The sequence below is a fragment of the Hymenobacter glacieicola genome (assembly GCF_014640315.1).
Taxonomy (GTDB): domain Bacteria; phylum Bacteroidota; class Bacteroidia; order Cytophagales; family Hymenobacteraceae; genus Hymenobacter; species Hymenobacter glacieicola.
The window spans coordinates 66,699-89,648 of record NZ_BMGS01000008.1 but is presented as its reverse complement, the minus strand read 5'-3'; the positions used below and the strand labels follow the sequence as shown (position 1 = coordinate 89,648).

At 59.9% G+C, this 22,950-nt stretch carries 18 protein-coding genes; 6 read left to right on the top strand and 12 right to left on the bottom strand.

Annotation, left to right across the window (positions count from 1 at the left end; translation table 11 throughout):
• Positions 1-127: 127 nt before the first annotated feature.
• The 6 genes from rny to radC form a co-directional block, all read right to left on the bottom strand.
• The gene (gene rny / locus IEW18_RS15250; protein ID WP_188558732.1) at positions 128-1,825 is read right to left on the bottom strand and encodes a ribonuclease Y; all 1,698 of its coding nucleotides are present in this window, start codon (positions 1,823-1,825) and stop codon (positions 128-130) included.
• A gap of 134 nt (positions 1,826-1,959) precedes the next feature.
• Complete coding sequence (locus IEW18_RS15245) at positions 1,960-2,250, bottom strand: cell division protein ZapA (RefSeq protein ID WP_188558731.1); 291 nt, start codon at positions 2,248-2,250, stop codon at positions 1,960-1,962.
• Positions 2,251-2,279: 29 nt separating this feature from the next.
• On the bottom strand, positions 2,280-2,579 hold the full coding sequence (locus tag IEW18_RS15240) for a hypothetical protein (RefSeq protein ID WP_139924494.1): 300 nt from the start codon (positions 2,577-2,579) through the stop codon (positions 2,280-2,282).
• A 466-nt stretch (positions 2,580-3,045) separates the two neighbouring features.
• Positions 3,046-5,478 (bottom strand): phenylalanine--tRNA ligase subunit beta, encoded by a 2,433-nt coding sequence (pheT, locus tag IEW18_RS15235; protein ID WP_188558730.1) that lies wholly within the window; start codon positions 5,476-5,478, stop codon positions 3,046-3,048.
• 234 nt (positions 5,479-5,712) lie between these two features.
• The gene (locus IEW18_RS15230) at positions 5,713-6,354 is read right to left on the bottom strand and encodes a DUF1684 domain-containing protein (RefSeq protein ID WP_188558729.1); all 642 of its coding nucleotides are present in this window, start codon (positions 6,352-6,354) and stop codon (positions 5,713-5,715) included.
• A 34-nt stretch (positions 6,355-6,388) separates the two neighbouring features.
• On the bottom strand, positions 6,389-7,141 hold the full coding sequence (gene radC, locus IEW18_RS15225) for a RadC family protein (protein ID WP_188558728.1): 753 nt from the start codon (positions 7,139-7,141) through the stop codon (positions 6,389-6,391).
• Between the two features lie 113 nt (positions 7,142-7,254).
• Here radC and IEW18_RS15220 point away from each other — a divergent pair, with 113 nt between their 5' ends.
• The 5 genes from IEW18_RS15220 (at position 7,255) to IEW18_RS15200 (ending at position 11,667) form a co-directional block, all read left to right on the top strand.
• Positions 7,255-8,502 carry a metallophosphoesterase gene (locus IEW18_RS15220; RefSeq protein WP_188558727.1) on the top strand — a complete coding sequence of 416 codons (1,248 nt, stop codon included), beginning with the start codon at positions 7,255-7,257 and terminating at the stop codon, positions 8,500-8,502.
• Positions 8,503-8,666: 164 nt separating this feature from the next.
• Positions 8,667-9,332 carry a hypothetical protein gene (locus tag IEW18_RS15215; protein WP_188558726.1) on the top strand — a complete coding sequence of 222 codons (666 nt, stop codon included), beginning with the start codon at positions 8,667-8,669 and terminating at the stop codon, positions 9,330-9,332.
• A 152-nt stretch (positions 9,333-9,484) separates the two neighbouring features.
• Positions 9,485-10,156 (top strand): carboxypeptidase-like regulatory domain-containing protein, encoded by a 672-nt coding sequence (locus tag IEW18_RS15210; RefSeq protein WP_188558725.1) that lies wholly within the window; start codon positions 9,485-9,487, stop codon positions 10,154-10,156.
• A 225-nt stretch (positions 10,157-10,381) separates the two neighbouring features.
• The gene (uvsE, locus tag IEW18_RS15205) at positions 10,382-11,290 is read left to right on the top strand and encodes a UV DNA damage repair endonuclease UvsE (protein WP_188558724.1); all 909 of its coding nucleotides are present in this window, start codon (positions 10,382-10,384) and stop codon (positions 11,288-11,290) included.
• 26 nt (positions 11,291-11,316) lie between these two features.
• Complete coding sequence (locus tag IEW18_RS15200; RefSeq protein ID WP_188558723.1) at positions 11,317-11,667, top strand: hypothetical protein; 351 nt, start codon at positions 11,317-11,319, stop codon at positions 11,665-11,667.
• 69 nt (positions 11,668-11,736) lie between these two features.
• Here the strand turns inward: IEW18_RS15200 and IEW18_RS15195 are convergent, their stop codons facing one another.
• From IEW18_RS15195 to IEW18_RS15170, 6 genes are all read right to left on the bottom strand, one after another.
• A complete protein-coding gene (locus IEW18_RS15195) occupies positions 11,737-12,114 on the bottom strand; it encodes a hypothetical protein (RefSeq protein WP_188558722.1) in 378 nt (125 codons plus the stop codon).
• A gap of 265 nt (positions 12,115-12,379) precedes the next feature.
• Positions 12,380-13,594 (bottom strand): aldose epimerase family protein, encoded by a 1,215-nt coding sequence (locus IEW18_RS15190; protein WP_308428060.1) that lies wholly within the window; start codon positions 13,592-13,594, stop codon positions 12,380-12,382.
• A gap of 75 nt (positions 13,595-13,669) precedes the next feature.
• Positions 13,670-15,325 carry a family 43 glycosylhydrolase gene (locus IEW18_RS15185; protein WP_229728770.1) on the bottom strand — a complete coding sequence of 552 codons (1,656 nt, stop codon included), beginning with the start codon at positions 15,323-15,325 and terminating at the stop codon, positions 13,670-13,672.
• A gap of 55 nt (positions 15,326-15,380) precedes the next feature.
• Positions 15,381-16,448 (bottom strand): glycoside hydrolase family 43 protein, encoded by a 1,068-nt coding sequence (locus IEW18_RS15180; protein ID WP_188558721.1) that lies wholly within the window; start codon positions 16,446-16,448, stop codon positions 15,381-15,383.
• A 159-nt stretch (positions 16,449-16,607) separates the two neighbouring features.
• Positions 16,608-18,158 (bottom strand): RagB/SusD family nutrient uptake outer membrane protein, encoded by a 1,551-nt coding sequence (locus IEW18_RS15175; RefSeq protein ID WP_188558720.1) that lies wholly within the window; start codon positions 18,156-18,158, stop codon positions 16,608-16,610.
• Between the two features lie 44 nt (positions 18,159-18,202).
• Positions 18,203-21,304: a SusC/RagA family TonB-linked outer membrane protein gene (locus tag IEW18_RS15170; protein ID WP_188558719.1), complete on the bottom strand. Its 3,102-nt coding sequence runs from the start codon at positions 21,302-21,304 to the stop codon at positions 18,203-18,205.
• 470 nt (positions 21,305-21,774) lie between these two features.
• Here IEW18_RS15170 and galK point away from each other — a divergent pair, with 470 nt between their 5' ends.
• Complete coding sequence (gene galK, locus IEW18_RS15165) at positions 21,775-22,941, top strand: galactokinase (RefSeq protein WP_188558718.1); 1,167 nt, start codon at positions 21,775-21,777, stop codon at positions 22,939-22,941.
• Positions 22,942-22,950 lie beyond the last annotated feature (9 nt).

The following is a 22,950-nucleotide window of genomic DNA, read 5'->3' as shown; positions in this document are numbered from 1 at the left end:
ATGCAATAAGTTAATCAGATAAGGTTCAGCAACAGGAGCCATACCATGTACCCGGCGGTTGCACCACGCACAAAAAAGCGCGCTGCAACGGGTGTTGCAGCGCGCTTGGCTTCTTGGGCTTAGCAGGTTACTTGGCGTACGCTACGGCACGCATTTCGCGGATTACGGTGATTTTGATCTGGCCGGGGTACTGCATTTCCTTCTCAATCTTCTGAGAAATCTCGTAGCTCAGTTCGGCGGCGCGCTCGTCGGTTACGTTCTCGGCGTCTACCATTACGCGCAGCTCGCGGCCGGCCTGAATGGCAAAGCATTGATTTACGCCTTTGAAGCCATTGGCCGTCTCTTCCAGCTGCTTGAGGCGCTTGATGTAGCTTTCCATCATCTCGCGGCGGGCGCCGGGGCGCGAGCCGCTGATGGCGTCGCAGGCCTGCACTAGGGGCGAAATCATGGCCGTCATCTCGATTTCGTCGTGGTGGGCCCCAATGGCATTCACTACGTCGGGGTGCTCCTTGTACTTCTTGGCCATTTCCATGCCCAGAATGGCGTGGGGCAACTCGGGCTCCTCGGTGCTTACCTTACCGATGTCGTGCAGCAGGCCGGCGCGCTTGGCGTGCTTCACGTTCAGGCCCAGCTCGGCGGCCATGGTGGCGCACAGGTTGGCTACCTCGCGGGAGTGCTGGAGCAGGTTCTGACCGTAGGAAGAGCGGAAACGCATTCGGCCTACCATCTTGATCAGCTCGGGGTGCAGGCCGTGAATGCCTAGGTCAATGATGGTTTTCTCGCCGATTTCAACGATTTCCTCATCAATGTTCTTGCGCGTTTTGGCCACGATTTCCTCGATGCGGGCCGGGTGAATGCGGCCGTCCTTCACCAGCAGGTGCAGGCTCAGGCGCGCTACCTCGCGGCGCACGGGGTCAAAACCGGAAATAATGATGGCCTCGGGCGTATCATCCACAATGATTTCCACGCCGGTAGCCGCTTCCAGGGCCCGGATGTTGCGCCCTTCGCGGCCGATAATCTTGCCTTTAACGTCGTCCGACTCAATGTTGAAGATCGACACGCAGTTCTCAATGGCGTGCTCGGCGGCGGTGCGCTGAATGGTTTCCAGCACTACCTTCTTGGCGTCTTTGGTGGCCGTGAGCTTGGCCTGGGCTACTACGTCCTTGATGTAGCTGGAAGCCTGAATCTGAGCCTCGTTTTTCAGCGACTCTACCAGCTGCTCACGAGCTTCGGCGGCCGTCAGGCCCGAAATATTTTCCAGCTGCGTGGTTACCAGCTGCAGCTTGGTGCTGAGCTCCTGGCCGCGCTCTTCCAGTTCCTCTTCTACTTCCCGCTCGCGCTGTTCCAGCTTGGCCAGCTGGTTTTCGAGCACGGTACGGCGCTTTTCCTCCTGGGCATCCAGCTTTTCGCGCTGCTGCAGGGCCTGGGTTTCAATTCGCTCCCGGGTGGCTTCCAGCTCCTTTTCCTTACGCTGAATCTGCTCCAGCTGCTTCTGGGTAGTAAGGGTGAGCTGCTTGATGCTCTGCTCCTGCTCGACTACGGCGGCGCGGCGCTCGGTTAGCTCCTGCTCCAGAGCCTGCTTTTGGCGGCGGCTTTCCTGCTCGAATTCCTGTTTGAGGGTGCGGAATTTATCTTTCGACTGTTGAATTCGTTCGTCGCGGGTGCGGGTAGCCTGGGCTTCGGCTTCGGCCAGCAATTGCTGGGCCCGCGCCTTGGCGTCGGCTTCGTGGTCCTGCCGGGCTTTGCCCGCCAGCAGGCGTCCTAGCACGACGCCAACCACGAGGGCCAGCACGGCTGCCAGGACAATATAAAGAGATTCGGACATGAGCTATGAAGGGGTTTTAGGAAGGAAGAAACCCATAGCTTCGGCAGAAACACCAATGCCCGCGCAGTTAGCAGGGCCGATTACCCCACCCTGCTCGGGCTTACGCTTCGCGCTGCTGCTAACCGCGTAACTGGCTAGACCAGCACCACTCCCGACAGCAGCTCATCCAGGCGCGCGAGGCGCTCGGTGAGGGCCGCGTCGGTCCCGTCCTTTTCCTTGCTGACCTTGAGTTGGTCAGCCATTGTTGATAATGCAATCATGGCCAGCAGATCCTGCTTGTCCTGAATGCCGTACCGGTCGCGAAATTCCTTCAGCCGCTCGTTTAGCAGCCGGCCCGCGAGGCGCAGGCGTTCCTCATCCTGGGGGCTTACCCGCATGGGGTAATCCCGGTCAGCAACGCGGATTTTGATGGATAATTCGGACATCAGTAGCCAGTGGGCGGTGGGTTAGGTGGTTACTCCCTCAAATAGGCAAGGCACTTATCTATTTCTCGGATGTATTCGTTGAGGCGAAGTTTCAGCTCGTTGACATTGGCCGGTTCTGCACCAGCTATGGTATTGACAAGTTTAGTGATATTCTCCTGATTCTGGAAATCCTTCAGCTGCCGCTCCCGGTCGCGTACGTCGGCCCGGAGCTGCTGAATGGTAGTGTGGGCATCGGCCAGCTCCTCGCGCAACTGCTGATAGGCAGCCACTAAAGTGGTTACCTGCCGCTCCATGCGGTCGAGTTGAGCAAGCTGCTGGGTAGAGGCCATTTTTGTTTTGTTGTTTTCGGTGAAGATACGCGGGAAGCATAAATCCTCGGTCTGTGATACGAGAGACTACGACTGCAGACCTGCCTGGGCCAATATGACTAGGTCTCATCCCAATGTTCACTTGCATACCGCTAACGCCGAGAACAACGCCTTTTATAGTGCTGTGCAGAGGAGGAAACTGTACGGGAGACTTATCATAGACCTCTAAGAAGTCGACAATCCGGACTAATCCAACAACCTTATTAGGACCGATGCTGACAAATACTCCGAAGGGTACATGTTTCGTTACGGTAGCTTCAATCAAAGTACCTACTGGATATTGCTTGATTACTTCATCTAGGTTGCGCAGGTATTGCTCTATGCCCTCATCCATAGCTGTAGGTTACACAGAAACTAAAGTGGTCAGTTAGTGCAATGTTGTTGATAGGAGCAGACCACGCCTTCAGAGGCGCAATGCCACTACTTGCTACCGCCGAATTACCGCGCCGGCCTGCTGCTCGAACTGCTGGATCAGGCGCTGCATCACGCCGTCGATGGCCTGGTCGGTCAGGGTTTGAGTGGGGTCCTGGAGCAGGAAGCTCACGGAATACGACTTTTTATTGGTACCCAGGTTTTCGCCTTCGTACACGTCGAACACATTCACTTGCTGCAGGAGTTTTTTCTCGGTGCGGCGGGCAATCTGTTGAAGCTGATAGAAGGTGACGGTTTTGTCGACTACCAGGCTCAGGTCGCGGCGCACTTCCGGGAACTTGGGCAGCTCGCGGGCCACCAAGTTGTTCTTGTACTTGCGCATCAGCCAGTCCCAATCCAGCTCGGCATACCACACCGGCTGCGACACGTCCAGTTTCTTGAGCACGGCCCCCGATACGGCTCCGAGCTGGGCTACCGGCTGGTTTTGGGCCAGTAGCGTGAGGCCGCCGGCCAGGTAGGGGTGCTGCACCGGCTGCGAGGTAGGCTGCGGAAAGCCCAGGAACGCCAAGACCTGCTGCACGGCACCGGCCAGCTGGTGGTAGGTAGCCTTTTCCGATTTCTGCTGCCAGGTTTCGGCGGCCGTGTTGCCGGTCAGGTAGATGACGAGCTTGTTCTGCTCCTCGTACTGGCCGTCGGCCTGCTGGCGGTAGGTTTTGCCGAACTCGTAGAGCTTCAGGTCGCGCTGGCGGCGGTTCACGTTGTGGCGCACTACCTCCAGGCCGCTGTGCAGCAGCGTGGGCCGCAGCACGTTTAGCTCGGCGCTGTTGTAGTTGAGCAAGCGCACCAGCGTAGCGTCCGTTTCGCCTTCCTTCTCGAAGTACAACGAGTTGGTAATGGAGTTGGTAATAATTTCTGAGAAGCCCTGCCCGCTGAGCAAACGGGCCGTGTTCTGACGGATAATCTCCGGGTCAGGATTCGGGAATTTGGCCAGGTAGGAAGCCGAGTTGTGAGGGCGCAGCGCCACGTGGTTGTAGCCGTAGATACGCAGAATTTCCTCAATAATGTCGGCCTCCCGGGTCACATCCACTTTGTGCGGGGGCACCGACAGAATCCACTCGGCGTGGCCGGTTTCGTCCGTCAGCTCCTCCGCAATCAGGATATCGAGGTCAGTCAGAATCTGACGAATTCGCTCGGGCGCAATAAACTGGCCCACCAGCTTCTCTACCCGCGGCAGGCGCAGGCGTACCGGCGTATGGCTGATGTGGGTGGGGTATTCATCTACGGCTGGCGCGGCCACGGTAGCGCCGGCCAGCTCCTGCAGCAGCAAGGCGGCGCGCTTCAGGGCTACTGGCACCATGTGTGGGTCGGTACCCCGCTCGAAGCGGAAGGACGCGTCGGTTTTGAGCTGGTGGGTCTGGCCGGTTTTGCGCACTACGGCGGGCGCGAAGTAGGCGCTTTCCAGGAATACCCGGGTAGTGGCCTCCGACACGCCGGAGGTCTTGCCCCCGAACACGCCGGCCAGGGCCATGGGCGCGCCGTTAGCATCGGCAATAACCAGGTCCTCGGCCCGCAGGGTGCGCTCTACCCCGTCCAGGGTCGTGAACTTCTCGCCGGCCTCGGCCCGCTTCACCCGGATGTGGTTGCCCGTAATCTGGTTGGCGTCGAAGGCGTGCAGGGGTTGGCCCAGCTCGTGCAGCACAAAGTTGGTGACGTCTACCACGTTGTTGATGGGCGAGAGGCCGATGCTGCGCAGGCGGCGCTGCAGCCACTCCGGCGACGGGCCTACCTGCACATTTTCCAGCAGCAGGCCGGCGTAGCGCGGGGCAGCGGCCGCATCTTCCAGGGTTACCCGAATGTTCTGGGCCGCCGCGGGCGCGTGGAAGTGGCTGACGTCGGGCAGGTGGCAGGGCTGGCGCAGCAGGGCGCGCAGCTCCCGGGCTACCCCGTAGTGCGAGGCTGCATCGGCGCGGTTCGGGGTCAGGCCAATTTCAAACACCGAATCGGAACCCAGACCGAAGTACTCGGCGGCGGGCGTACCGTTGGGCAGGTCCGTGTCCAGTTCCAGAATGCCGGCGTGCGAGGTACCCAACCCAATTTCGTCCTCGGCGCAGATCATGCCCTCAGAGGCCGCGCCGCGGATTTTGGACTTCTTGATTTTGAACGGCTCGCCCTGAGTTGGATAGAGGGTAGCACCTTCCAACGCCACTACTACTTTTAGGCCTGCCCGCACGTTGGCGGCCCCGCACACAATCTGGCGGGGGGTGGCGTCGCCCACGTCCACGGTGGTTAGGCTAAGCTTGTCGGCGTCAGGGTGCTTTTCGCAGATGAGCACCGTGCCCAGCACTACGCCGCGCAGGCCACCCGGAATGCTTTCCAGCTCCTCAATGCCTTCTACCTCCAGCCCCGAGCCCGTCAGTAGCTGGCCAATTTCCTCGGCGGATTTATCAGTAGGAATGAGCGTGCGAAGCCAGTCGAGGGATATTTTCATTGGTCAATTGTCAGTTGTCAGAAGCCAGGTAACAGGCTCAGAGGAGGCCGTAGGCGCGGCAAAGGTACGGATTCGGGCGGGCGGCAAAAACGCCTCCCCCGGCCGGGGCCCGAACGTCTCGTGCCTGATCTGGCGGCTACTTGTTGCCTTAAGACCAGCCAGGATTCGCGCCATGCACGCCACTATTATCTGATGAGCCGCGCCGGTTGCGGTACTGGGTGGTGGAGGTTGGCGTTAGTGGTTGTGGCCGGTGTGGTCGGTTTCCGGGAAGGCCATTTCGCCGGCCCGTACTTCCACAGTCAGCCGGTTTTCCTGGGGCGGCACGGGGCAGGCAAAGGCGGTGCCGTAGGCGCAGAACGGGTTGTAGGCCTGGTTGAAATCGAGGGTAAGCTCATCCTCGCCCTCGGCGGGCAGCGCCACGTCGAGGTAGCGGCCGCCGCCGTAGGTAGTAAAGCCGTTGGTTTTGTCGGCGAAGGCCACGAAGAGCTTGCCGTCCTTTTCGTTGGGCCGGAGCAGCAGCACCAATTGCTGGGGCGTATCGGCCAGCTTAAAGGAAGCGCGGCCCCAGCGCAGGTAGGTATCGGCCTTGCCATCCGTCAGCGGAATCTGCACCGTTTCGGGGGTAGCAAACTGCTCAATCTGGGCGTTTACCCGGTAGGCTTTGTCGGGGGCGAAGTAGCGCAGGCTGTCAAACTCGTTGCGCTGCTCGGCGGAAAGCGGCGAGTCGGTGGCCCGGCGGAAGGAGTCGTTTTTCTCTTTGCGGGCCTTGTTCACGCCGGCCGCGTACTGGTTGTCGCCCAGCACGAGGTCTTGCACGAAGTAGCCCAACACGAGCAGCAGCCCGAGGCCAATAAATAACTTAGGATTAATACGCATCCGGCAAAGATACGCCTCCGCGTCCTGCGGGCCATTACAGCGTGCCTTCGTCGGCGAAGCTATAATAGCCCGCATCGGTGTAGATAAGGTGGTCGAGGATGGGCAAATCCAGAAAGTGGCCGGCCTCCTTGAGCTTGCGCGTAAGGGCCACGTCGGCGGCGCTGGGGTTGCGGTTGCCGCTGGGGTGGTTGTGCACCAGAATGATGGAGGAGGCCAGCTGCTCCAGGGCTTCCTTGAAAATCAGCTTCGGATCGGCCACGGTACCGGCCACGCCGCCCCGACTAATGCTGACGGTGCGCATGACCACGTTGGCCCGGTTCAGGAGCACCACCCAGAACTCCTCGTGGGGCAAATCCTGGAGGTAGGGCCGTACTACCCGGTAAATGTCGTGGGAGTTGGTGATGGTAGGCCGGGCGGGGGCATCGGCTTCCTTGCGCCTCCGGCCTAGCTCCAGGGCCGCCACAATGGTAATGGCCTTGGCCTCACCGATGCCTTTTTGGCGCATCAGCTCTTTCACCGAGAAGCGGGCCAGCGCATTTAGGTCGTTGCCGGCGGCATTAAGCACCAGCTTGGCCACATCCACGGCCGAGAGCTTGGTGGTGCCGGAGCCCAGCAGAATGGCCATCAGCTCGGCGTCGGACAAGGCCGCCCGACCTTTTTGCAGCAGTTTTTCGCGGGGCCGGTCTTCTTCGGCCCAACTCTTAATACCGAAGGCCGTTGGCGTTTCGTAGCGGATGGGAGTAGGCAGATTGGATAGATTTTCAGTCAGATTGTCAAACTCTTGCATAGGGCACCGTTGTTGTAACGCCCGGAATTTAAAGCAAAAACCTTGCATCCGCGTCTGTTTTGATGGCCGCTGAGCCCGAACCAATCTGCCGCGCGCGGGTTAGCCCTTCTACTATGTCAAGATCCGTCCTTCCGTTTATTTTCTTTGCCCTGGTCATTGCCGGGGAGTGGTACGGCTTTCAGGCCGTGCGCACCTTGGTGCAGAATGCCTCCCCCACGGCCCGGCGCACTACCCTGGCCGTGTACTGGGTACTGACCATCCTGATCTGGGGCCTGGGCATCTGGGCCATGAGCAACCGCCGCGCCCCTGCTTCCTTTAAGTCTTACTTCGGGGGCGTGTTGCTGGCCATGGTGGCGGCCAAAATTGTCGTCACGATTCCGCTGCTGCTGGAAGACGTGGTGCGCATCGGCCGCTGGGCCGCGCAGGCCATTTCCCGGCCGGCCGGCAGCGGCGAAGGCCCCGCTATTTCGCGCAGTGAGTTTCTGAGCAAGCTAGCTCTGGTAGCAGGCGCCGTGCCCTTCGTGGCCCTGATTTGGGGCATGGTAAAGGGCGGCACCGACTACACCGTGAAGCGCGTGACCCTGCGCTTTCCTAACCTGCCGGCCTCGTTCGATGGCTTCAAGGTGCTCCAGATTTCTGACCTGCACACCGGCTCTTTCCAGAGCAAGGAACCCCTGCAGCGCGCCGTGGCCCTTATCAACAAGCAGCAGGCCGACCTGGTATTCATGACCGGCGACCTGGTGAACAACTTTGCCCACGAGGTAGAGGAGCACATTGACACGCTGGCCGGCATTCAGTCCAGCCTACCCATTTACTCGGTACTGGGCAACCACGATTACGCCGACTACGTGAACTGGGAAGAGCAGGGTGGCGCCCCGGCCAAAGCGGCTAACCTGGCCCGCATCAAGGCCAACCACGCCAAAATCGGGTGGGAGCTGCTGCTGGATGAGGCCCGGACGGTGGAGCGCAACGGCGAGAAAATTGGCATTCTGGGCGTGCAGAACTGGGGGGCCCGCGGCTTTGCCCAGTACGGCAAGCTCGACAAGGCCCACGCCGCCGCCGACCCTACCGTGCCGTTCAAGATTCTACTTTCCCACGACCCCTCGCACTGGGACGAGCAAGTGCACGCCTACGAGGACATCGACCTGACGCTTTCGGGCCATACCCACGGCATGCAGTTTGGCGTGAACCTGCCTTTCATGAAGTGGAGCCCCGTGCAGTACGCCTACAAGCAGTGGGCCGGCCTGTACCAGCGCGGCCGCCAGTACCTGTACGTAAATGCCGGGCTGGGCTTTATCGGCTACCACGGCCGGGTCGGCTTCCTACCCGAAATCACCGTTTTTGAGTTGCGCCGCGCCTAATAGCAGAAGCCTGACCGCCAGTTAAAAGCCGCCGCGAGAACTCGCGGCGGCTTTTTGTTTGCCGGCGGGTAACCGCTACAGTAGCAGCACCGTATAGCTGCCATTGGAATTCTCCAACTCTCCTCTCTCCCTTCCATTTTTCTCTCACTGAACGTCTCTCACTGATGAAAAAGACCCTGCTTCTGCTTTCGGCCGCCGCGGCCTTCTCGCTGGCTTCGTGCTCGGACAATAAAACGGCTGACACCACGACCACCGACACCACGACCACGACGACCAGCACCACTACCCCTTCGATGGCTACGGCCTACTCGGAGGAAGCTATTCAGCGCCGCGCCGACCGGATTGCGGCCGACATGGCAGCCAAAATGAAGTTCGACGACGCTACCCGCACGAAAATCCGGACGGTGTACCTGACCCGCGGCCAGCGCATTGCCGAGCTGCAAAGCAAGTACGCTACCGATACGGCGGGCATGTCGGCGGCTATGCGCGACGTGTACAACAACTCCGACATGGAGATGAAAACCATCCTGACCGACCCCACCCAGTACTCCGCCTATGAGTCGAGCCGCGTGGACTACATGGATGACCGTTACATGGAGGACGATACCAACATGGCGACTTCCGACATGAGCTCATCGGACACGGACGCTGCCGGCTCCACGGGCATGGAATCGGGTGCTGGCTCGGTAGGCACCGACGGCAAGGTGAAGGTAAAGCGTGATGGCGACATCAAAATCAAGGACAGCCAAGGCAACAAGGCCAAGATTGATGCCGACGACGCTACCATGAAAGCCAAGCCCGTAGACGGCGAAAAGGTGAAAGTTGAGTAGTCGAACTACTCCCTAACTACTTATTGAGAAGTCCGCACCTGCAACGGTGCGGACTTTTTTTGTCTCTGTTTGGTGTTGTTCCGTCGATAATAACCCGTTGCCGGTAGGTTCTGCTGGCTTTCCACGCCGCCGCTGCGTTAGTTTACCCCATAATGATTCGTCGCTTCGGTTTTTTGCCGGTTTTCTGGCTGTTGCTCATCGGTATTTTCTTGGCGGCGGGGGCTGCTACGGCCCAGGTACGCGTGACGGGTAGCATTTCCGATGCCAGCACCCGCAAAGCTATTCCGGGCGCTTCGGTGGTGGTGCAGCGCACCCGGCTGGGGGTAGTGGCAAACCGGGAGGGCGACTTCAACATTACGGCGGCCAGCACCGATACGCTGGTTTTTCGGGCCGTGGGCTTCAAGGCCCAGCGTCTACCCCTGGGCGGCTCGGGCCTGTCCCAGCTTATCGTGCACATCAAGCTCCAGCAGGATACCGTGATGCTGGGCGAGGTGCGCGTAACGGAGGGCCGCCCCGACCGGGCCACTATCAACAAAGCCCTGCGCAACATCAAGCGGCCCAGTACCGCCCCGAAAAGCTACGTGAAACGCCCGCCAGCGCCCAAGCCCCTGTTTGCCGTCGACTCGGCGGCGCCCAAAGCCCCCACTCCTACCCTGGCCAGCCCCGTCAGCCTTATCTATGAGCAGTTCTCGCGGGCGGGCAAGGAGCGCCGGAAGATGGAGGAAATCCAGGCCGAGGAAGCTGCCGTCAAAGCCGCCGAGCAGGCCCGCCAGGCCCGCCGCCGCTACAACGCCAACTTCAAGGACAACCGCGGCTACGAGTAGCGGGAAGACGGTGGTTTAGTGAGTTAGTGATTGAGTGGGTGGTAACGTGGTGAGTGATTCAGTGTGTAACAAACAACGCCCGTCCTCCGGAGGGCGGGCGTTTGGGGCGTCTGTGTAGTAATCATCACTTCCAGCTACACATTTACGGTTGCCTCTATCTGCACTTGTATGCCACTCCCTGCATCTTCAAGTCACTAAATCACTGCTTCTCACGTAAGCTAGTCTATGAGAATAGGCTATCCTTGCGTTAATGAGTCGTTAGACTGCACTTCGACCAGCACTTTCCGGCTGGCTTCCTACTCCGATGAGCGGGTAGAACTGGCCGTAGGCAACAACCTGGCGTGTTTGCAGCGCATTCTGGTGTGGAACGTGGCCCAGCACCTGCTGTTCTTCCGGATTGGTTCGGGCATTGTTCCGTTTGGCTCCCACCCCATCAACACCTTTCCCTGGCAGACGCGCTTTGCGGCGGAGTTTCGGAGCGTTGGCGACTATATCAAGGCCAACAGCATGCGGGTTTCCTTCCATCCCGACCAGTTTGTGGTGCTAAACTCGCCCGACGCGGGCATTGTGGAGCGCAGCGTGCAGGAACTCGTCTACCAGGGCTCCATGCTGGATTTGATGGGCCTAGACAGCACCCATAAGCTGCAGATTCATGTGGGTGGCCTATACGGCGACCGGGAGCTGGCCATTTCCCGCTTCATTGCTACCTACCACACCCTGCCCGAAGCTGTGCGTGCCCGCCTTGTCATCGAAAACGACGACCGGCTGTTCAGCCTCCAGGATTGCCTGCGGGTGCACGCGGCCGTAGGCATCCCCATCCTCTTCGACAACTTCCACCACGAGTGCCTGAATCACGGCGAGCCTATGGCCGAGGCCCTGCGCCTGGCCGCCGCTACCTGGCACCCCACCCGCGACGGGGTCATGATGATGGATTACAGTTCGCAGGCCCTGGGCGAGCGGCGGGGCAAGCACACTGCTTCCCTGGAGGAAGACCTGTTCCAGGGCTTCATAGCCGAACTCGGCGACCTGGACGTAGACATTATGCTCGAAATCAAGGATAAGGAAGCCAGCGCCGGCCGCGCCTGTGGCATCCTGCGCAACCTGGGCCGCATTGTAGCTGCCCAAACCGTATAAATCAGCCTCTTACTATTTCCCGCGTTATGGCTCTTACCGATCTTCTGAATACCACCACCCAATCTTTAAGCAACGGCATTACGGGCTTGCCCCTGAGCGCCGCCATGGATAGCACCGAAGCCTGGCAGCAGCACTTCCTGCAAAGCGGCGACCCTGCCCTGCAGAACATAGCCCGCGAAATCGGTAACCTCCAGTCCTTGTTGAGCAGCGAGAAAACTGCCGGACTGGATGGCCGGGCTATTGGCCGCTCGCTCAGCATGCTGGGCTCCCAGACCGCCGAGGTAGCCCGCACGGCTTCTGCCGAAGTCCGGAGCAAGCTTACCGCCCTCTCCGACCAGCTCCTGAAAGCAGGAGGGCAGCTTGAAGATCAAGCCTAAGTTTCACCTGGGCCATAAAAAAGCCCGCTCAGCAGTGCTGAGCGGGCTTTTTTATGGCCCAGGTGAAACCTACGGCCGGGTGGTGTTAGCAGGTGTAGTAGATCGGCGAGATGGTGTAGCTTGGGGCGTAGCGCGGCGCTTGTTTTCGGGAGTAGCGCGTGAAGCCGGGGTTGTCTGGCGCATGTTCCGCTTGATGGTACTTGTCGTCTGGGCGGGCAGCGGCGTTTCGTCGATGGTACCAATTACCCGCTGTTGGGGCGCGTTGGCCCGCGTGGGCGTGCTCTGGGAAATGGTGCCGGGGTTGTTGGAACTGGCCGGGTTAGTTGGCGGCAGGGTAGTTTGGTTTACAGTTCCGCTACGCTGGGGAGCATCGGGGCTGATCTGGGCGGTAGCAACCGTGGTCGTGCCCAGAAGCAGAGCGGCGGCCAGTAGGAATTTCGTTTTCATCGGGAAGGCAGGTTAACCAGTGGCGCCAACGGGGCACCACGGCGTTAGTATACGCCTTACTATACTGTCCAGTTGGTGATGCCACCGTTTTATTTGTCAATAACTTCTTGTTTGACAGCATTTTACTTAGTCGTTACCTAGCATCAAAAACGCCTTCCATCCCGCGTGAGCTCAAGCTCACGAGAGAGGGAAGGCGCATTGTGGGGGGCAAAAAGCGCTGTTACTGCAACGCAGAATGCCAGGGCGCTACCGCCGAAGCGGGGCGCTATTTGCGCACTCCAAACCGGTACTCGGTGGTGGAGTGGAACGTCTGGCCGGGCTGGAGGATGGTGCTCGGAAACGTAGGCTGGTTGGGCGAATCGGGGAAGTGCTGGGTTTCGAGGCAGAAGCCGTAGTTCTTCACGTAAGCCGTGTTGCCTTTGCCCGTCAGGTTGCCCTTCAGAAAGTTGCCGGAGTAGAATTGCACGCCGGGCTGGTCGGTGAGCACCTCCATCGTGCGGCCCGACACGGGCTCGTACACGGTGGCTGCCACTTCCGGCGTGGTGCGCAGTTTGTCGGCTAGTACCCAGTTGTGGTCGTAGCCACCGGGCGCCTCACCGGGCACTTGGGCAATTCGCTCCCCAATGGCGTGGGGCTGGCGGAAATCCATGGGCGTGCCCTGCACCGGCCGCAGTTCCCCGGTCGGAATCAGGGTAGCATCCACCACCGTGAAGCGGTCCGCCTTCAACGTCAGCACGTGGTCGAGGGCGTTCTTGGCCTGGCCGTGGTTGAGGTTGAAGTAGCTGTGGTTGGTTAGGTTGAGCGGGGTAGCCTTATCGGTAGTGGCCGAGTAGTCGAGGCGCAGGGCGTCGTCGTTGGTGAGGGTATACACGACCTTCACGGTGAGGTTGCCGGGGTAGCCTTCCTCACCGTCCTTGCTCAAATACGTCAGCGTCAAGGTCTGGCCATCGGCGGAGGTGCCGGGCTGAGCCTGCCACACCACCTTGTCGAAGCCCTTTTTGCCGCCGTGCAGGGTGTTGGCGCCGTTGTTTTTGGCCAGGGTGTACTCCTTCCCATCCAGAGTGAACTTGCCCTTAGCAATGCGGTTGCCGTAGCGCCCAATCAGGGCCCCGAAGTACGGGCCTTCTTTGAGGTAGGACTCACTGGTGTAGCCTTCCAGGTTATCGAAACCCAGCACCACGTCGCCGAGCTGGCCATTTTTGTCGGGCGTGAGTAGGCTGGTGAGCGTGCCGCCGTAGGTTGTGATGGTGGCTTTCAGGCCGTGGGCATTCGTGAGCGTGTAGAGCTGTACTTCGGTGCCGTCTGGGGCGGTACCGAACGAGGTGGAGGTGGGCATAGCAGTGGTTGTGGCAGCTTGGGTTGAATCGGGGCTGGCAGAAGTACGGGCAGTGCCGGCGGCCTGTTCAGAAGTGGTTGGTTGATTGCAAGCTGCCAGCAGCAGCAAACCAGCCAGGGCCCCGTTCCGGGAGAAATCCATCATAAAGCGCAGAAAATAACGGGAGAAAGTCGAAAGAGGAAAGCCCGCAGGCAGAAAAACTCAAGGCCTAATTTCGGGCTACTTGCCCGCTGGCGTAGTGCCATCGGCCCGGGCCGTGACTACCTGGTTTTCCAAGTTGAAGTTTTCGAAGGCTACGGTAGCCGTAGCGGGTCCTTTGGCCAGCACTCCTACCCGCACGCCCCGGTCCCAGGGCGGCAAGTAAGCGCCACTGACGGGGCTGCTACCACCGGGCAGACTCTGCCAGGTTTTTCCCCCATCGGCGCTCCAGTCGAAGCGAAATTGCGTGCTGTTCTGGGCCTGCAGGCGCAGGGTCAGGGCCGGAGCCGCGGGCAGCTTTACTTCGCTTATAGTTTTCTGCTTGCCTTTCTCCAGCTGCCAGAGCTGCAGCTTGCCGCCCCCGGCCGTGAGGGCCAGCGTGTTTTCCGGGTCGCCGTGGGCCGCAATGCCAGCCACGGTGCCCGCGGGCAGTTTGGCCGGGTTCAGCAGGGTAGTCGTGGCGGTGTAGTCGGCGGAGGTGGTCTGCTGGCCGAGCACCGCGCCGCTGTGCTGGGGCCGGGCCGTGAGTTGCAGCTGGCCGCCGCGCACGCCCACGGTGGGGCGCTCCTCCACCGGCCACTGCCAGGAGGGCAGCAGGGTGGCTTGGTCGAACTCGTCGCGGAAACTGCGGGCCGTGGCCACGGGGGCCGGGGTGGCGGGCATGGAGCTCCCGCCGCGGAACTCGGGCCAGCCGCCGGCCGTCCAGGCAAACTCGCTGATGACGCCCTGCCGGCCCACAAACTCGAAGCTGCGGGTGTCGTAGGCGTGGTGCAGCATGTACCAGCGGTTGCCGCGGTTGAACACGGTGCCGTGGCCGGGGCAAGTCCACTTTTCGCCTTTGGTCAGAATGGGGTTCTTCTCGTACTTCTCCCAGGGGCCCAGCAGGTTTTTGGCGCGGGCTACCCCAATGCCGTAGGTGCAATTGTGCCCGCAGCAGCCATTGCCGGCATAAAAGGCGTAGAAGTAATCGTTGTGCTTGACTATGCTCACGCCTTCCACCAGGTTGCCTTCCCAGGGGGCCGTGTTGCGGAACAGCTCTTTTTTCTCCCCCATCAGGGCGGTGTGCTCTTCGTTCAGGCGCTGGGCCCAAATGGGCGTCGGCTCATTTACGCTGTTGCCGTCTTCCTTCCAGATCAGGTACAGCTCGCCCTTTTCATCCCGCATCGGAAAACCATCGATGGAGCCGTGGGGCTGCCCCACCAGGGGGCCCAGGTCGCGGTACGGACCGGAGGGGTTGTCGGCCACGGCCACGCCCACGGCCAGGTTGCCGCCCTTTTTGTGGGCCGTGTAGTAGATGTAGGTTTTGTCGCCTTCCTGACTGATTTCCGGGGCCCAGAAGTAGTAGTCGGCCCAGGCAGGCACCTCATTAGGGAATACGTGGCCGGCCAGCTGCCAGTCGGTCAGGTTCGTGGATTTGAGCAGCGGAAAGATGGGCCCCCAGTTCGAGGACGTGGCCGTGGCCCAGTACGTGTCGCCTACCTTGGTGATGGAAGGGTCGGGGAAGTCGCCGGGCAGCACCGGATTGGTAATGGACAGGGGCAGCGCATCAGCTTCCGCCACAGTTTCGGTAGTAGTAGCCGTGGGCGTGCTGACGCTCGTGGTAGTGGCCGACTGGCAGGCGCCCAGCAGGCTCAGGGCCAGCCCCGCAACTAAGTGGGTTTTCGTGTGTAAGACCATGTATCAGGAAGCTACAGTTAGGTAGGTGGGATACTCGCAGCGCTAAAATTGCCGATTATTCGCCGGCGGGCTTCGCCAGGGCCGCGCCCAGAGCCACGGGCGTACCAAAATCGGGCGTGCCGTCGGCTTTCCAGGTAAACTTCTGCATGCGCGGGCTCCGGTTGTCGCCGCAGCCCTGGCCAGCTTGGGGGTTGGCGTGGTAAATAATCCAATCTTCCGTGCCGTCTTTGGACTGGAAGAAGCCGTTGTGGCCCGGCCCAAAGGCGCGGCCCGCAGGGTTCTTCACGAACACGGGGGTAGGCGTTTTGGTCCAGGAACTGAGCTTCAAGGGGTCAGCCGTAGCGGAGGCCGTGAGCAGGCCCAGGGCGTAGTCGTCGGTGCTGCAGTGGCTGGCCGAGTACACCACAAAGGTTTTGTTGCCGTGCTTAAGAATTTCCGGCCCCTCGTTCACATCCGGGTCGCCGAGTTGCTCCCAGCTGAACTCAGGCTTGGAGAGTTCCACCCGCGGCCCCACCAGGGTCCAGGGGTTGCTCATTTCGGCGATGTACAGGCGCTGGGTTGAGTTGCGAGCTACCTCGTGGCCCGACCAGAGCAGGTAGCGTTTGCCGTTCTGCTCCAGCACCGTGCCATCAATGGCCCACACGTCCTGACCCGGCACGGCAATGCGGCCCTTATCAACCCAGGTGCCGGTAGTCGGATCCGCGCTGCTGTTTTCCAACACGAAAATGCGGTGCCCGTCGCAGCACAGCGGGTTGGCGGAGTAGTAGATGTACCACTTACCGTCGAGGAAGTGCAGCTCCGGCGCCCAGATTTCGATTTGGTTGACGCCCGCCTGCTGGGGCGTCCAGACCACGGTGCTGATTGCCGAGCCCAGCTCTGACATTTTCGCCGTTTTGCGGATGACCAGGTTCCCGCCCGTGGTGCTCATGTAGTAGTACACGTCGCCCCGCCGAACAACCCACGGATCGGGCCCTACTGACAGCAGCGGATTCGTGAAGGTGGTAGTGGTAGGCGGGGTGGGCGGGGCCGGCGTAGGCGCAGGGGCCGTTGAGGAGGATTTGGAGCAAGCCAGGGTTCCAACCAGCAGCAGGGAAGCCCAGAAAGAGGAGCGGAAAAACAGCATAACGATGGGCAGAACAGGAAAAGAATGTCGGATAGTAGCAGTAAAAGGCCAGGCAAAGGAGCCACCGTGGCGTTACCCTACCCCTTCACTTTAAGCCAAACAGCCGCTGCACCGGAAGGTACAGCGGCTGTTTTACAGTACCGAGTCAGCAAGACGAGCTTACCACCCGGGGTTTTGCTGCAAACGAGCTAAGTCTACATCAGACTGCGGGATGGGCAGCAGGCGCGAACGATTCAGCTGGAAGCTATTAAAATCTGTGTCGCGAGCCCGGAGTTCAGCCAAGCCGGCTTGGGTGTCAATCAGGCGCCAGCGCCGCAAATCAAACCAACGCTGTCCTTCCCCAGTCAGCTCCGTTACCCGCTCGTGCATAAGCTGGGTTAGCAGACTGGCCTGGGTAAAGTTAGCTGCTACCAGCGGAGCCAGGCCGGAACGCTGACGAACCTGGTTGATCAGCGGTACGGCCGCTGCCGTCTGGCCCTGCTCATTCAGCGCCTCAGCTTGCAGCAAGAGCACGTCGGCGTAGCGCATTACCCGGTGGTTAATAGGCGAGTCGAAGTTCTCGAAGGTGCGGAAATAGTCCGTTTGGTACTTGCGCCAGTAGATACGCTCCCGGTCGCGGGCATTGCCCCCGAAGCGCTGCAGGAAGCCGCGGCCGTATACCAACGTATCGGCATCTACGGGCAACGTAGAAGCGAACTGACGGCGGTTATAAAACATCGTAGCCGACAGCCGGGGGTCGCGGGCACCGCTGGCCGTACCTTCCTTCAGAAACTCCTGTACCACCCAGGGGCGTACTTCGCCATCAACGAAGCCAGCGCCGGGCACGCCCCAGAACTGGGAGCGTTGGCCGCCTTCCGAGGAGGTAGCATCGTCGCCATCGTTGCCTCCTAGCTTGATATCCGAGAACTGAACTTCGAAGATGGACTCTCTATTATTCTCAGTGGTGTGCCGGAAGTTGTCGGTGTAGTTAGCCGTGAGTTGGTACTGGTTGGCGCTGATGACTTCCTGAAACTGCGCTGAAGCCAGGGCCCACTGGCGGTTTTGCATGTATACCTTGCCCAGCAAGGTGGTAGCGGCTCCCTTGGTGGCCCGGCCGATGTCGTTGCTGCCCGTGTAGGAAACGGCCAGATCAGGCTTGGCGGCCTGCAAGTCGGTGATGATCTGCTGCCACACCTGCGCCTCCGTGGCCTGAGCCGGCAGGTTCGTGGGGTCGGAGGGCGTTAGGGACAGGGGTACGTTACCGTAGAGGCTTACCAGGTTGTAGTAGTACAAGGCCCGCAGGAAATAGGCCTCGGCCAGTACCCGCTTCTTCAGGTTGGCATCCATCTGGATGGCAGGCACATTAGCCAGCACCTGGTTGGTGCGCCAAATGGCCCGGTAGTGGTCGCGCCACAGGTTCTGCGACACTTCAAAATCGTAGTTGGCCTGGGTAAAGCGAGTGAAGTCAGCTAGCTCGCCCCAGGGGCTTTGGCTGAAGCTGTCATCGGAGCGCAGGTCGTAGGCAAAGTGCAGCCAGCGGCGGTAGGTACCCAGTTGCTGCAAGCCGCTGTAGGCAGCATTAATGCCCTTTACCGCATCGGCCTCCGTTTGCCAAAACGATTCGGTGGTAGGCTGGTTAAGGTTGATCTGGTCGAGGAAGTCCTTGTCGCAGGCGGTAGTCAGCAGCAGGCTACCCGCAAGAGCGGCTAATCGAAGAGTATGTAGTTTCATGGGAATTCTCGGATGGGAAGAGTGAGCTAAAGCAGACTAGCGGCTTAGAAGCCGAGCTGAGCACCAATGGAAACCGTGCGGATGTTGGGGTAGCTACCCTCATCCACGCCGCGGGACAGCAGGCCCATGCCCACCACTTCGGGGTCGTAGCCGGTGTAGTCTGTAATGGTGAACAGGTTCTGGCCCGTCACATAGAAGCGCAGGCTACCCACTCCTTTCACCCGATCGGTCAGCGTTTTCGGGATGGTGTAGCCAATCTGCAGGTTTTTCAGCCGCAGGTAAGAGCCATCCTCCAGCCACCGGGTAGAGTTGAGGCGGGAGTTGTTAATGGCCGCTTCACCTGCTTGTCCGCCCCCACCCGAAATAATGGCCCGGGGGGTAGTGGTAGACGGGTTCGTCGGCGTCCAGGGGCTGAAATCTACGCGGTAGTTGCCGTTGTCATCGGTGCGGTCCAGCCAGTAGCGGCCCGTGTTCAGAATGTCGTTGCCCTGCACTCCTTGAAAGAAGGCAGCAACATCAAAGCCTTTGAAGCTGGCCGTCAAGTTTAGACCGTACTGTATTTTGGGGAACACGCGGCCTACGTGGGCGCGGTCAGCCGCACTAATCTGCCCGTCCCCGTTCACATCCTTGTAGCGTACGTCGCCGGGCTGAGCGTTTGGCTGGGCGCTGCTGGCAATATTGTCGCCGGTCTGGAAGATGCCATCAAACTGGTAGAGGTAGAAGGAGCCGATTTCATAGCCCACTTCCGTGCGCGTCGATTCGCCAGGACCCGACACAAAGAAAGGCGAGGTAGCGGCGTTACCCAGGCTGGTGACTTTGTTTTTGAGGGTAGTCAGGTTACCCGTAATGCTGTACTTAAAGTCCTTGCGGTTTTCGTTGTAGCCTAGCAGCAACTCAAGTCCACGGTTTTGGATGCGGCCTACCGGCTGGTAGGGGTTGCTTCCCGCATTACCAAGCACGAGCGGTTGGGCGGGGTCTACGTTAGCATCCCGGGTTTCCGACTGGTAGTAGTCGGCCGAAAGCGTAATCCGGTCCTCCAGCAGGCCTAGGTCAAAGCCGACGTTGGTGGTGCGGCGCTCTTCCCAGGTAATATTAGGGCTTGGTAGCTGAGTCTGGATGCTACCGTTCTGGATATTGTCGCCGCCGAAGGGGTAGTTCACGTTGGTATTAATTACCCCCTGCCAGCGGTAAGCGCCCGAATATTCGCCCCCCAGTTGTTCGTTGCCCAGCACGCCATAGCTCGCCCGCAGCTTCAGGTTGCTGATGGTGGACATATCTGCCATAAACGCCTCCTGCGAAATGCGCCAGCCGGCGGAAGCAGCGTAGAAGTTTCGGTACCGATCCGCAGGACTAAAGCGCGACGAACCGTCCCGGCGGAAAGCGCCCGTGAGCAGGTAGCGCTGGTCGTAATCGTAGGTAACCTGCCCAATCCAGGAGCGCTTGTTATATACGGCGGTGCTGCCCTGCACCTGCGGCGAGCTGCTGCCAGCGTCCAGGGCCCAGTAATACACGGGGCCGGTGCCGTACCCGTTGTTACGGCCCCGGGTAAACTCATTGCGCTGGTGCTGCTCAGTGTAACCCACTACGGCCGTCACGTTGTTCTGCCCGAAGCTTTTGTCGAACGTCAACGTGTTTTCCACCATGGTAAACGTGTTGTTACCCTGGTTTTCGGCGTAGTACGAGGGGTTCAGCGGGTCATTCTGGCGCCACTGGCCGTACTGACGCTTTTCCCGGTCGTGGTAGCCCAGGTATTCCGCGCCCAGGTTGAGGCGGTAGCGCAGAAAGCTGAGGATATCTAGCTCTCCGTACACGTTGCCCTGGATGCGGTTGTTTACGCTGGTGTTGTTGAGCAGCTTCTGCAGGGCAATGGGGTTGGTGCCGAAGGTGCTGGCGTTATTATTGCCGAACCCAAATCCGCCGGGGTTAGCCGCATCCGTTACCGGAATAACAGGTAGCATGCGCAACACGTCCAGGAAAGGCAGCCCGTTAAGTTGCGTTTGGTTGGTGCGGGCCAGTTGCAGGTTTTCGCCTACGCGCAAGCGCCCCCGGTTAAAGCCTGAATTCAGACGGATGCTGTAGCGCTCAAACTTCGGTCCCTGCACCGTTCCCTTTTGGTTGAAGTACCCACCGGAAAGCAGAAAGTTAGAGTTTGGCCCACCGCCCGAGAAGCCCAAGTTGTAGTCCTGAACCGAGCCGGTACGGATCAATTCCTTCTGCCAATCGGTGTCAACACCCGGCAGATTGGCGGCAAACGGCTGCGGAGCGCGGCCGGCATTTTGGTACGCCTGTCGGTTGATGGCGGCCCACTGCTCGGCGTTCATCAAATCGTAGGTTTTGTTGATTTTCTGAACCCCAGCGTAGGTATTAAAGGTAATGGCTGGCGTCCCCGACTTCCCTCTCTTAGTGGTTATAATAATAACGCCATTAGCCCCGCGTGAACCGTAGGGTGCCAGGGAAGCACCGTCCTTCAGTACCTGAATAGACTCCGCATCTTGCGGGTTGAAGTCCCGGATATTCTCTACCCACAGTCCATCAATGATGTACAGGGGGCCACTGCCGCCATTGATAGAACCCAGGCCACGGATATTAACAATCGGAGCTTGGCCCGGCACGCCGGAGTTAATTACTTGTACGCCAGGCAGGCGGCCCTGAATGCCTTCGCTAATGGTTGCCACGGGGGCCCGTTGTGCTTCACGTCCGCTCAAGGAGGCTACGGAGCCGGTTACATCCTGACGGTTTTGGGTGAGGTAGCCAACTACAACTACCTCGTTCAGGGCTTTTGAGTCTGGGGCGAGGCTGATGTTAACACTGGTGCGGCCGCTGACGGGAACCTCCTGGGTGAGGTAACCTACGAAGGAAAAGGAAAGAGTTGCATTGTCGGCTACGGAAAGGGAGTAGCGACCATCGGCGTCGGTGGTTGCGCCGTTGGAAGTACCTTTTTCCAGCACGGTAACCCCGGGCATGCCCTGCCCTTTCTCATCAATTACACGACCCGTAATCGTTTGAGCAGCAACCTCATTACGGTGGACATCTGCCTTGGGAAGCTCAGCAGCCACTGCTTCCGTACCCGCCAGGGCCGACAGAGGCAGGATGCAGCGCAACGCCAGCTCGGCTGGTCGGCGCAATCTGAGGTAGGAATTTTTCATGGGAAAATGTTGAGGTGGGAATTTGGTGGAAACATGTATTGCAAACGTTTGCGCCAACAAACTTCAGACAAACGTTTGCAAGGCAGGCAAAAACTGAGGAAAGCAAGAAACAAAAACCAGTAAATCAGGCTCTAAAGGCGGATTCAAAGCGCGACAGGCGCGCTGTTGCTTTGCATCAATTCCGAAACGGCAGCGTAAGAATAAGCACGATTTCAGGAAATGCCAAGAAATTATAAAGATTAGTTGTCATCTGGAAGGCCAGCAGGTCCAACTGTGTAACGGCTAAATTCTATTTTATACGTTCTACAACTGACTGATACACCAGCCATTTCACGAATTTCACCTAAACAGGGCTGACAATCCCAAAAACATAACGTATTGTTGCAAACGTTTGCGCAGTACCCCAGTTAGAGTTACCCTAGTCCTCGTAGTTGGCCGGGTTTGTTCTGCACCTCCTTTTCTTCTGGCTTATGCTACCTGATATACTCGCCGCTGCTTTCCAGCAGCAGTTCCACTATGCACCTTTGGTAGTACGCGCGCCCGGTCGGGTAAACCTGATTGGCGAGCACACCGATTACAACCAGGGCTTTGTGCTGCCCGCAGCCATCGACAAGGCTATTTACTTTGCGGTGGGGCTAAGCGGTACTTCTATCATTCGGCTGTACTCCCACGATAACCAGCAGCTGTACACCACGGAGGCCGGGCCGGTCGAGCCCTGTACCATTTTGTGGGCCAACTACTTGCTGGGCGTGGTGGCGCAGTTTCAGCAGCGGGGCATTGCCGTGCCGGGCTTCGACTGCGTGTTCGGGGGCAGCATCCCGATGGGGGCGGGCCTCTCGTCCTCGGCGGCGGTGGAGTGCGGGCTGGCCTATGCCCTGGACGCGCTGCTGCACACAAACCTGGACCGTATGACGCTGGCGCACCTGGCCCAGAAAGCTGAGCACGAGTTTGCCCTGGTGCAATGTGGCCTCATGGATCAGTTTGCCTCCCTGTTCGGGCAGGCCGGGCAGGTCGTGCGCCTGGACTGTCGCTCCCTGCAGTACGAGTACTTCCCCTTTGACACCCGCGCCGCCCAGGTCGTGCTCTGCAACTCCGGCGTGAAGCACTCGCTGGCCAGCTCCGAGTACAACCTGCGCCGCCAGGAGTGCGAGCAGGGCGTGGCCGTGCTGCACCGTCACTACCCCCATGTGCAGAGCCTGCGCGACGCTACCCTGCCGCAGGTGCAGGCCCGCTGGGCCGAGCTCGGCGATGTGGTGTACCGCCGCTGCCGCTACGTGGTAGAGGAAAACGCGCGGGTAGAAGCGGCCTGTCAGCACCTGCTGGCCGGCGACCTGCGCGCCTTCGGCCGGGAAATGTACGCCTCCCACGCCGGGCTGCGCGACGACTACCAGGTCAGCTGCCGGGAGCTGGATGTGTTGGTGGCCGCGGCCCAGCAGGCGCCCGGGGTGTTCGGGGCCCGCATGATGGGCGGCGGCTTCGGCGGCTGCACCATTAACCTAGTGGCGCCGGATCAGGTAGACTCCTTCATCGCCCACCAGACGGCCGCCTACCAGCAGCAACTAGGCCTGCCCCTGGAAACTTACCAGACTACGATTGTCAGTGGAGTAGATACGCTGGAGCTGGTAGCGCTCCACTAATATCGGTTG

What these genes read in the sequence shown, in the direction of transcription:
- rny (WP_188558732.1), bottom strand. Translation starts at nt 1,825, where the DNA reads ATGTCCGAATCTCTTTATATTGTCCTGGCAGCCGTGCTGGCCCTCGTG.
- IEW18_RS15245 (WP_188558731.1), bottom strand. Translation starts at nt 2,250, where the DNA reads ATGTCCGAATTATCCATCAAAATCCGCGTTGCTGACCGGGATTACCCC.
- IEW18_RS15240 (WP_139924494.1), bottom strand. Translation starts at nt 2,579, where the DNA reads ATGGCCTCTACCCAGCAGCTTGCTCAACTCGACCGCATGGAGCGGCAG.
- pheT (WP_188558730.1), bottom strand. Translation starts at nt 5,478, where the DNA reads ATGAAAATATCCCTCGACTGGCTTCGCACGCTCATTCCTACTGATAAA.
- IEW18_RS15230 (WP_188558729.1), bottom strand. Translation starts at nt 6,354, where the DNA reads ATGCGTATTAATCCTAAGTTATTTATTGGCCTCGGGCTGCTGCTCGTG.
- radC (WP_188558728.1), bottom strand. Translation starts at nt 7,141, where the DNA reads ATGCAAGAGTTTGACAATCTGACTGAAAATCTATCCAATCTGCCTACT.
- IEW18_RS15220 (WP_188558727.1), top strand. Translation starts at nt 7,255, where the DNA reads ATGTCAAGATCCGTCCTTCCGTTTATTTTCTTTGCCCTGGTCATTGCC.
- IEW18_RS15215 (WP_188558726.1), top strand. Translation starts at nt 8,667, where the DNA reads ATGAAAAAGACCCTGCTTCTGCTTTCGGCCGCCGCGGCCTTCTCGCTG.
- IEW18_RS15210 (WP_188558725.1), top strand. Translation starts at nt 9,485, where the DNA reads ATGATTCGTCGCTTCGGTTTTTTGCCGGTTTTCTGGCTGTTGCTCATC.
- uvsE (WP_188558724.1), top strand. Translation starts at nt 10,382, where the DNA reads ATGAGAATAGGCTATCCTTGCGTTAATGAGTCGTTAGACTGCACTTCG.
- IEW18_RS15200 (WP_188558723.1), top strand. Translation starts at nt 11,317, where the DNA reads ATGGCTCTTACCGATCTTCTGAATACCACCACCCAATCTTTAAGCAAC.
- IEW18_RS15195 (WP_188558722.1), bottom strand. Translation starts at nt 12,114, where the DNA reads ATGAAAACGAAATTCCTACTGGCCGCCGCTCTGCTTCTGGGCACGACC.
- IEW18_RS15190 (WP_308428060.1), bottom strand. Translation starts at nt 13,594, where the DNA reads ATGATGGATTTCTCCCGGAACGGGGCCCTGGCTGGTTTGCTGCTGCTG.
- IEW18_RS15185 (WP_229728770.1), bottom strand. Translation starts at nt 15,325, where the DNA reads ATGGTCTTACACACGAAAACCCACTTAGTTGCGGGGCTGGCCCTGAGC.
- IEW18_RS15180 (WP_188558721.1), bottom strand. Translation starts at nt 16,448, where the DNA reads ATGCTGTTTTTCCGCTCCTCTTTCTGGGCTTCCCTGCTGCTGGTTGGA.
- IEW18_RS15175 (WP_188558720.1), bottom strand. Translation starts at nt 18,158, where the DNA reads ATGAAACTACATACTCTTCGATTAGCCGCTCTTGCGGGTAGCCTGCTG.
- IEW18_RS15170 (WP_188558719.1), bottom strand. Translation starts at nt 21,304, where the DNA reads ATGAAAAATTCCTACCTCAGATTGCGCCGACCAGCCGAGCTGGCGTTG.
- galK (WP_188558718.1), top strand. Translation starts at nt 21,775, where the DNA reads ATGCTACCTGATATACTCGCCGCTGCTTTCCAGCAGCAGTTCCACTAT.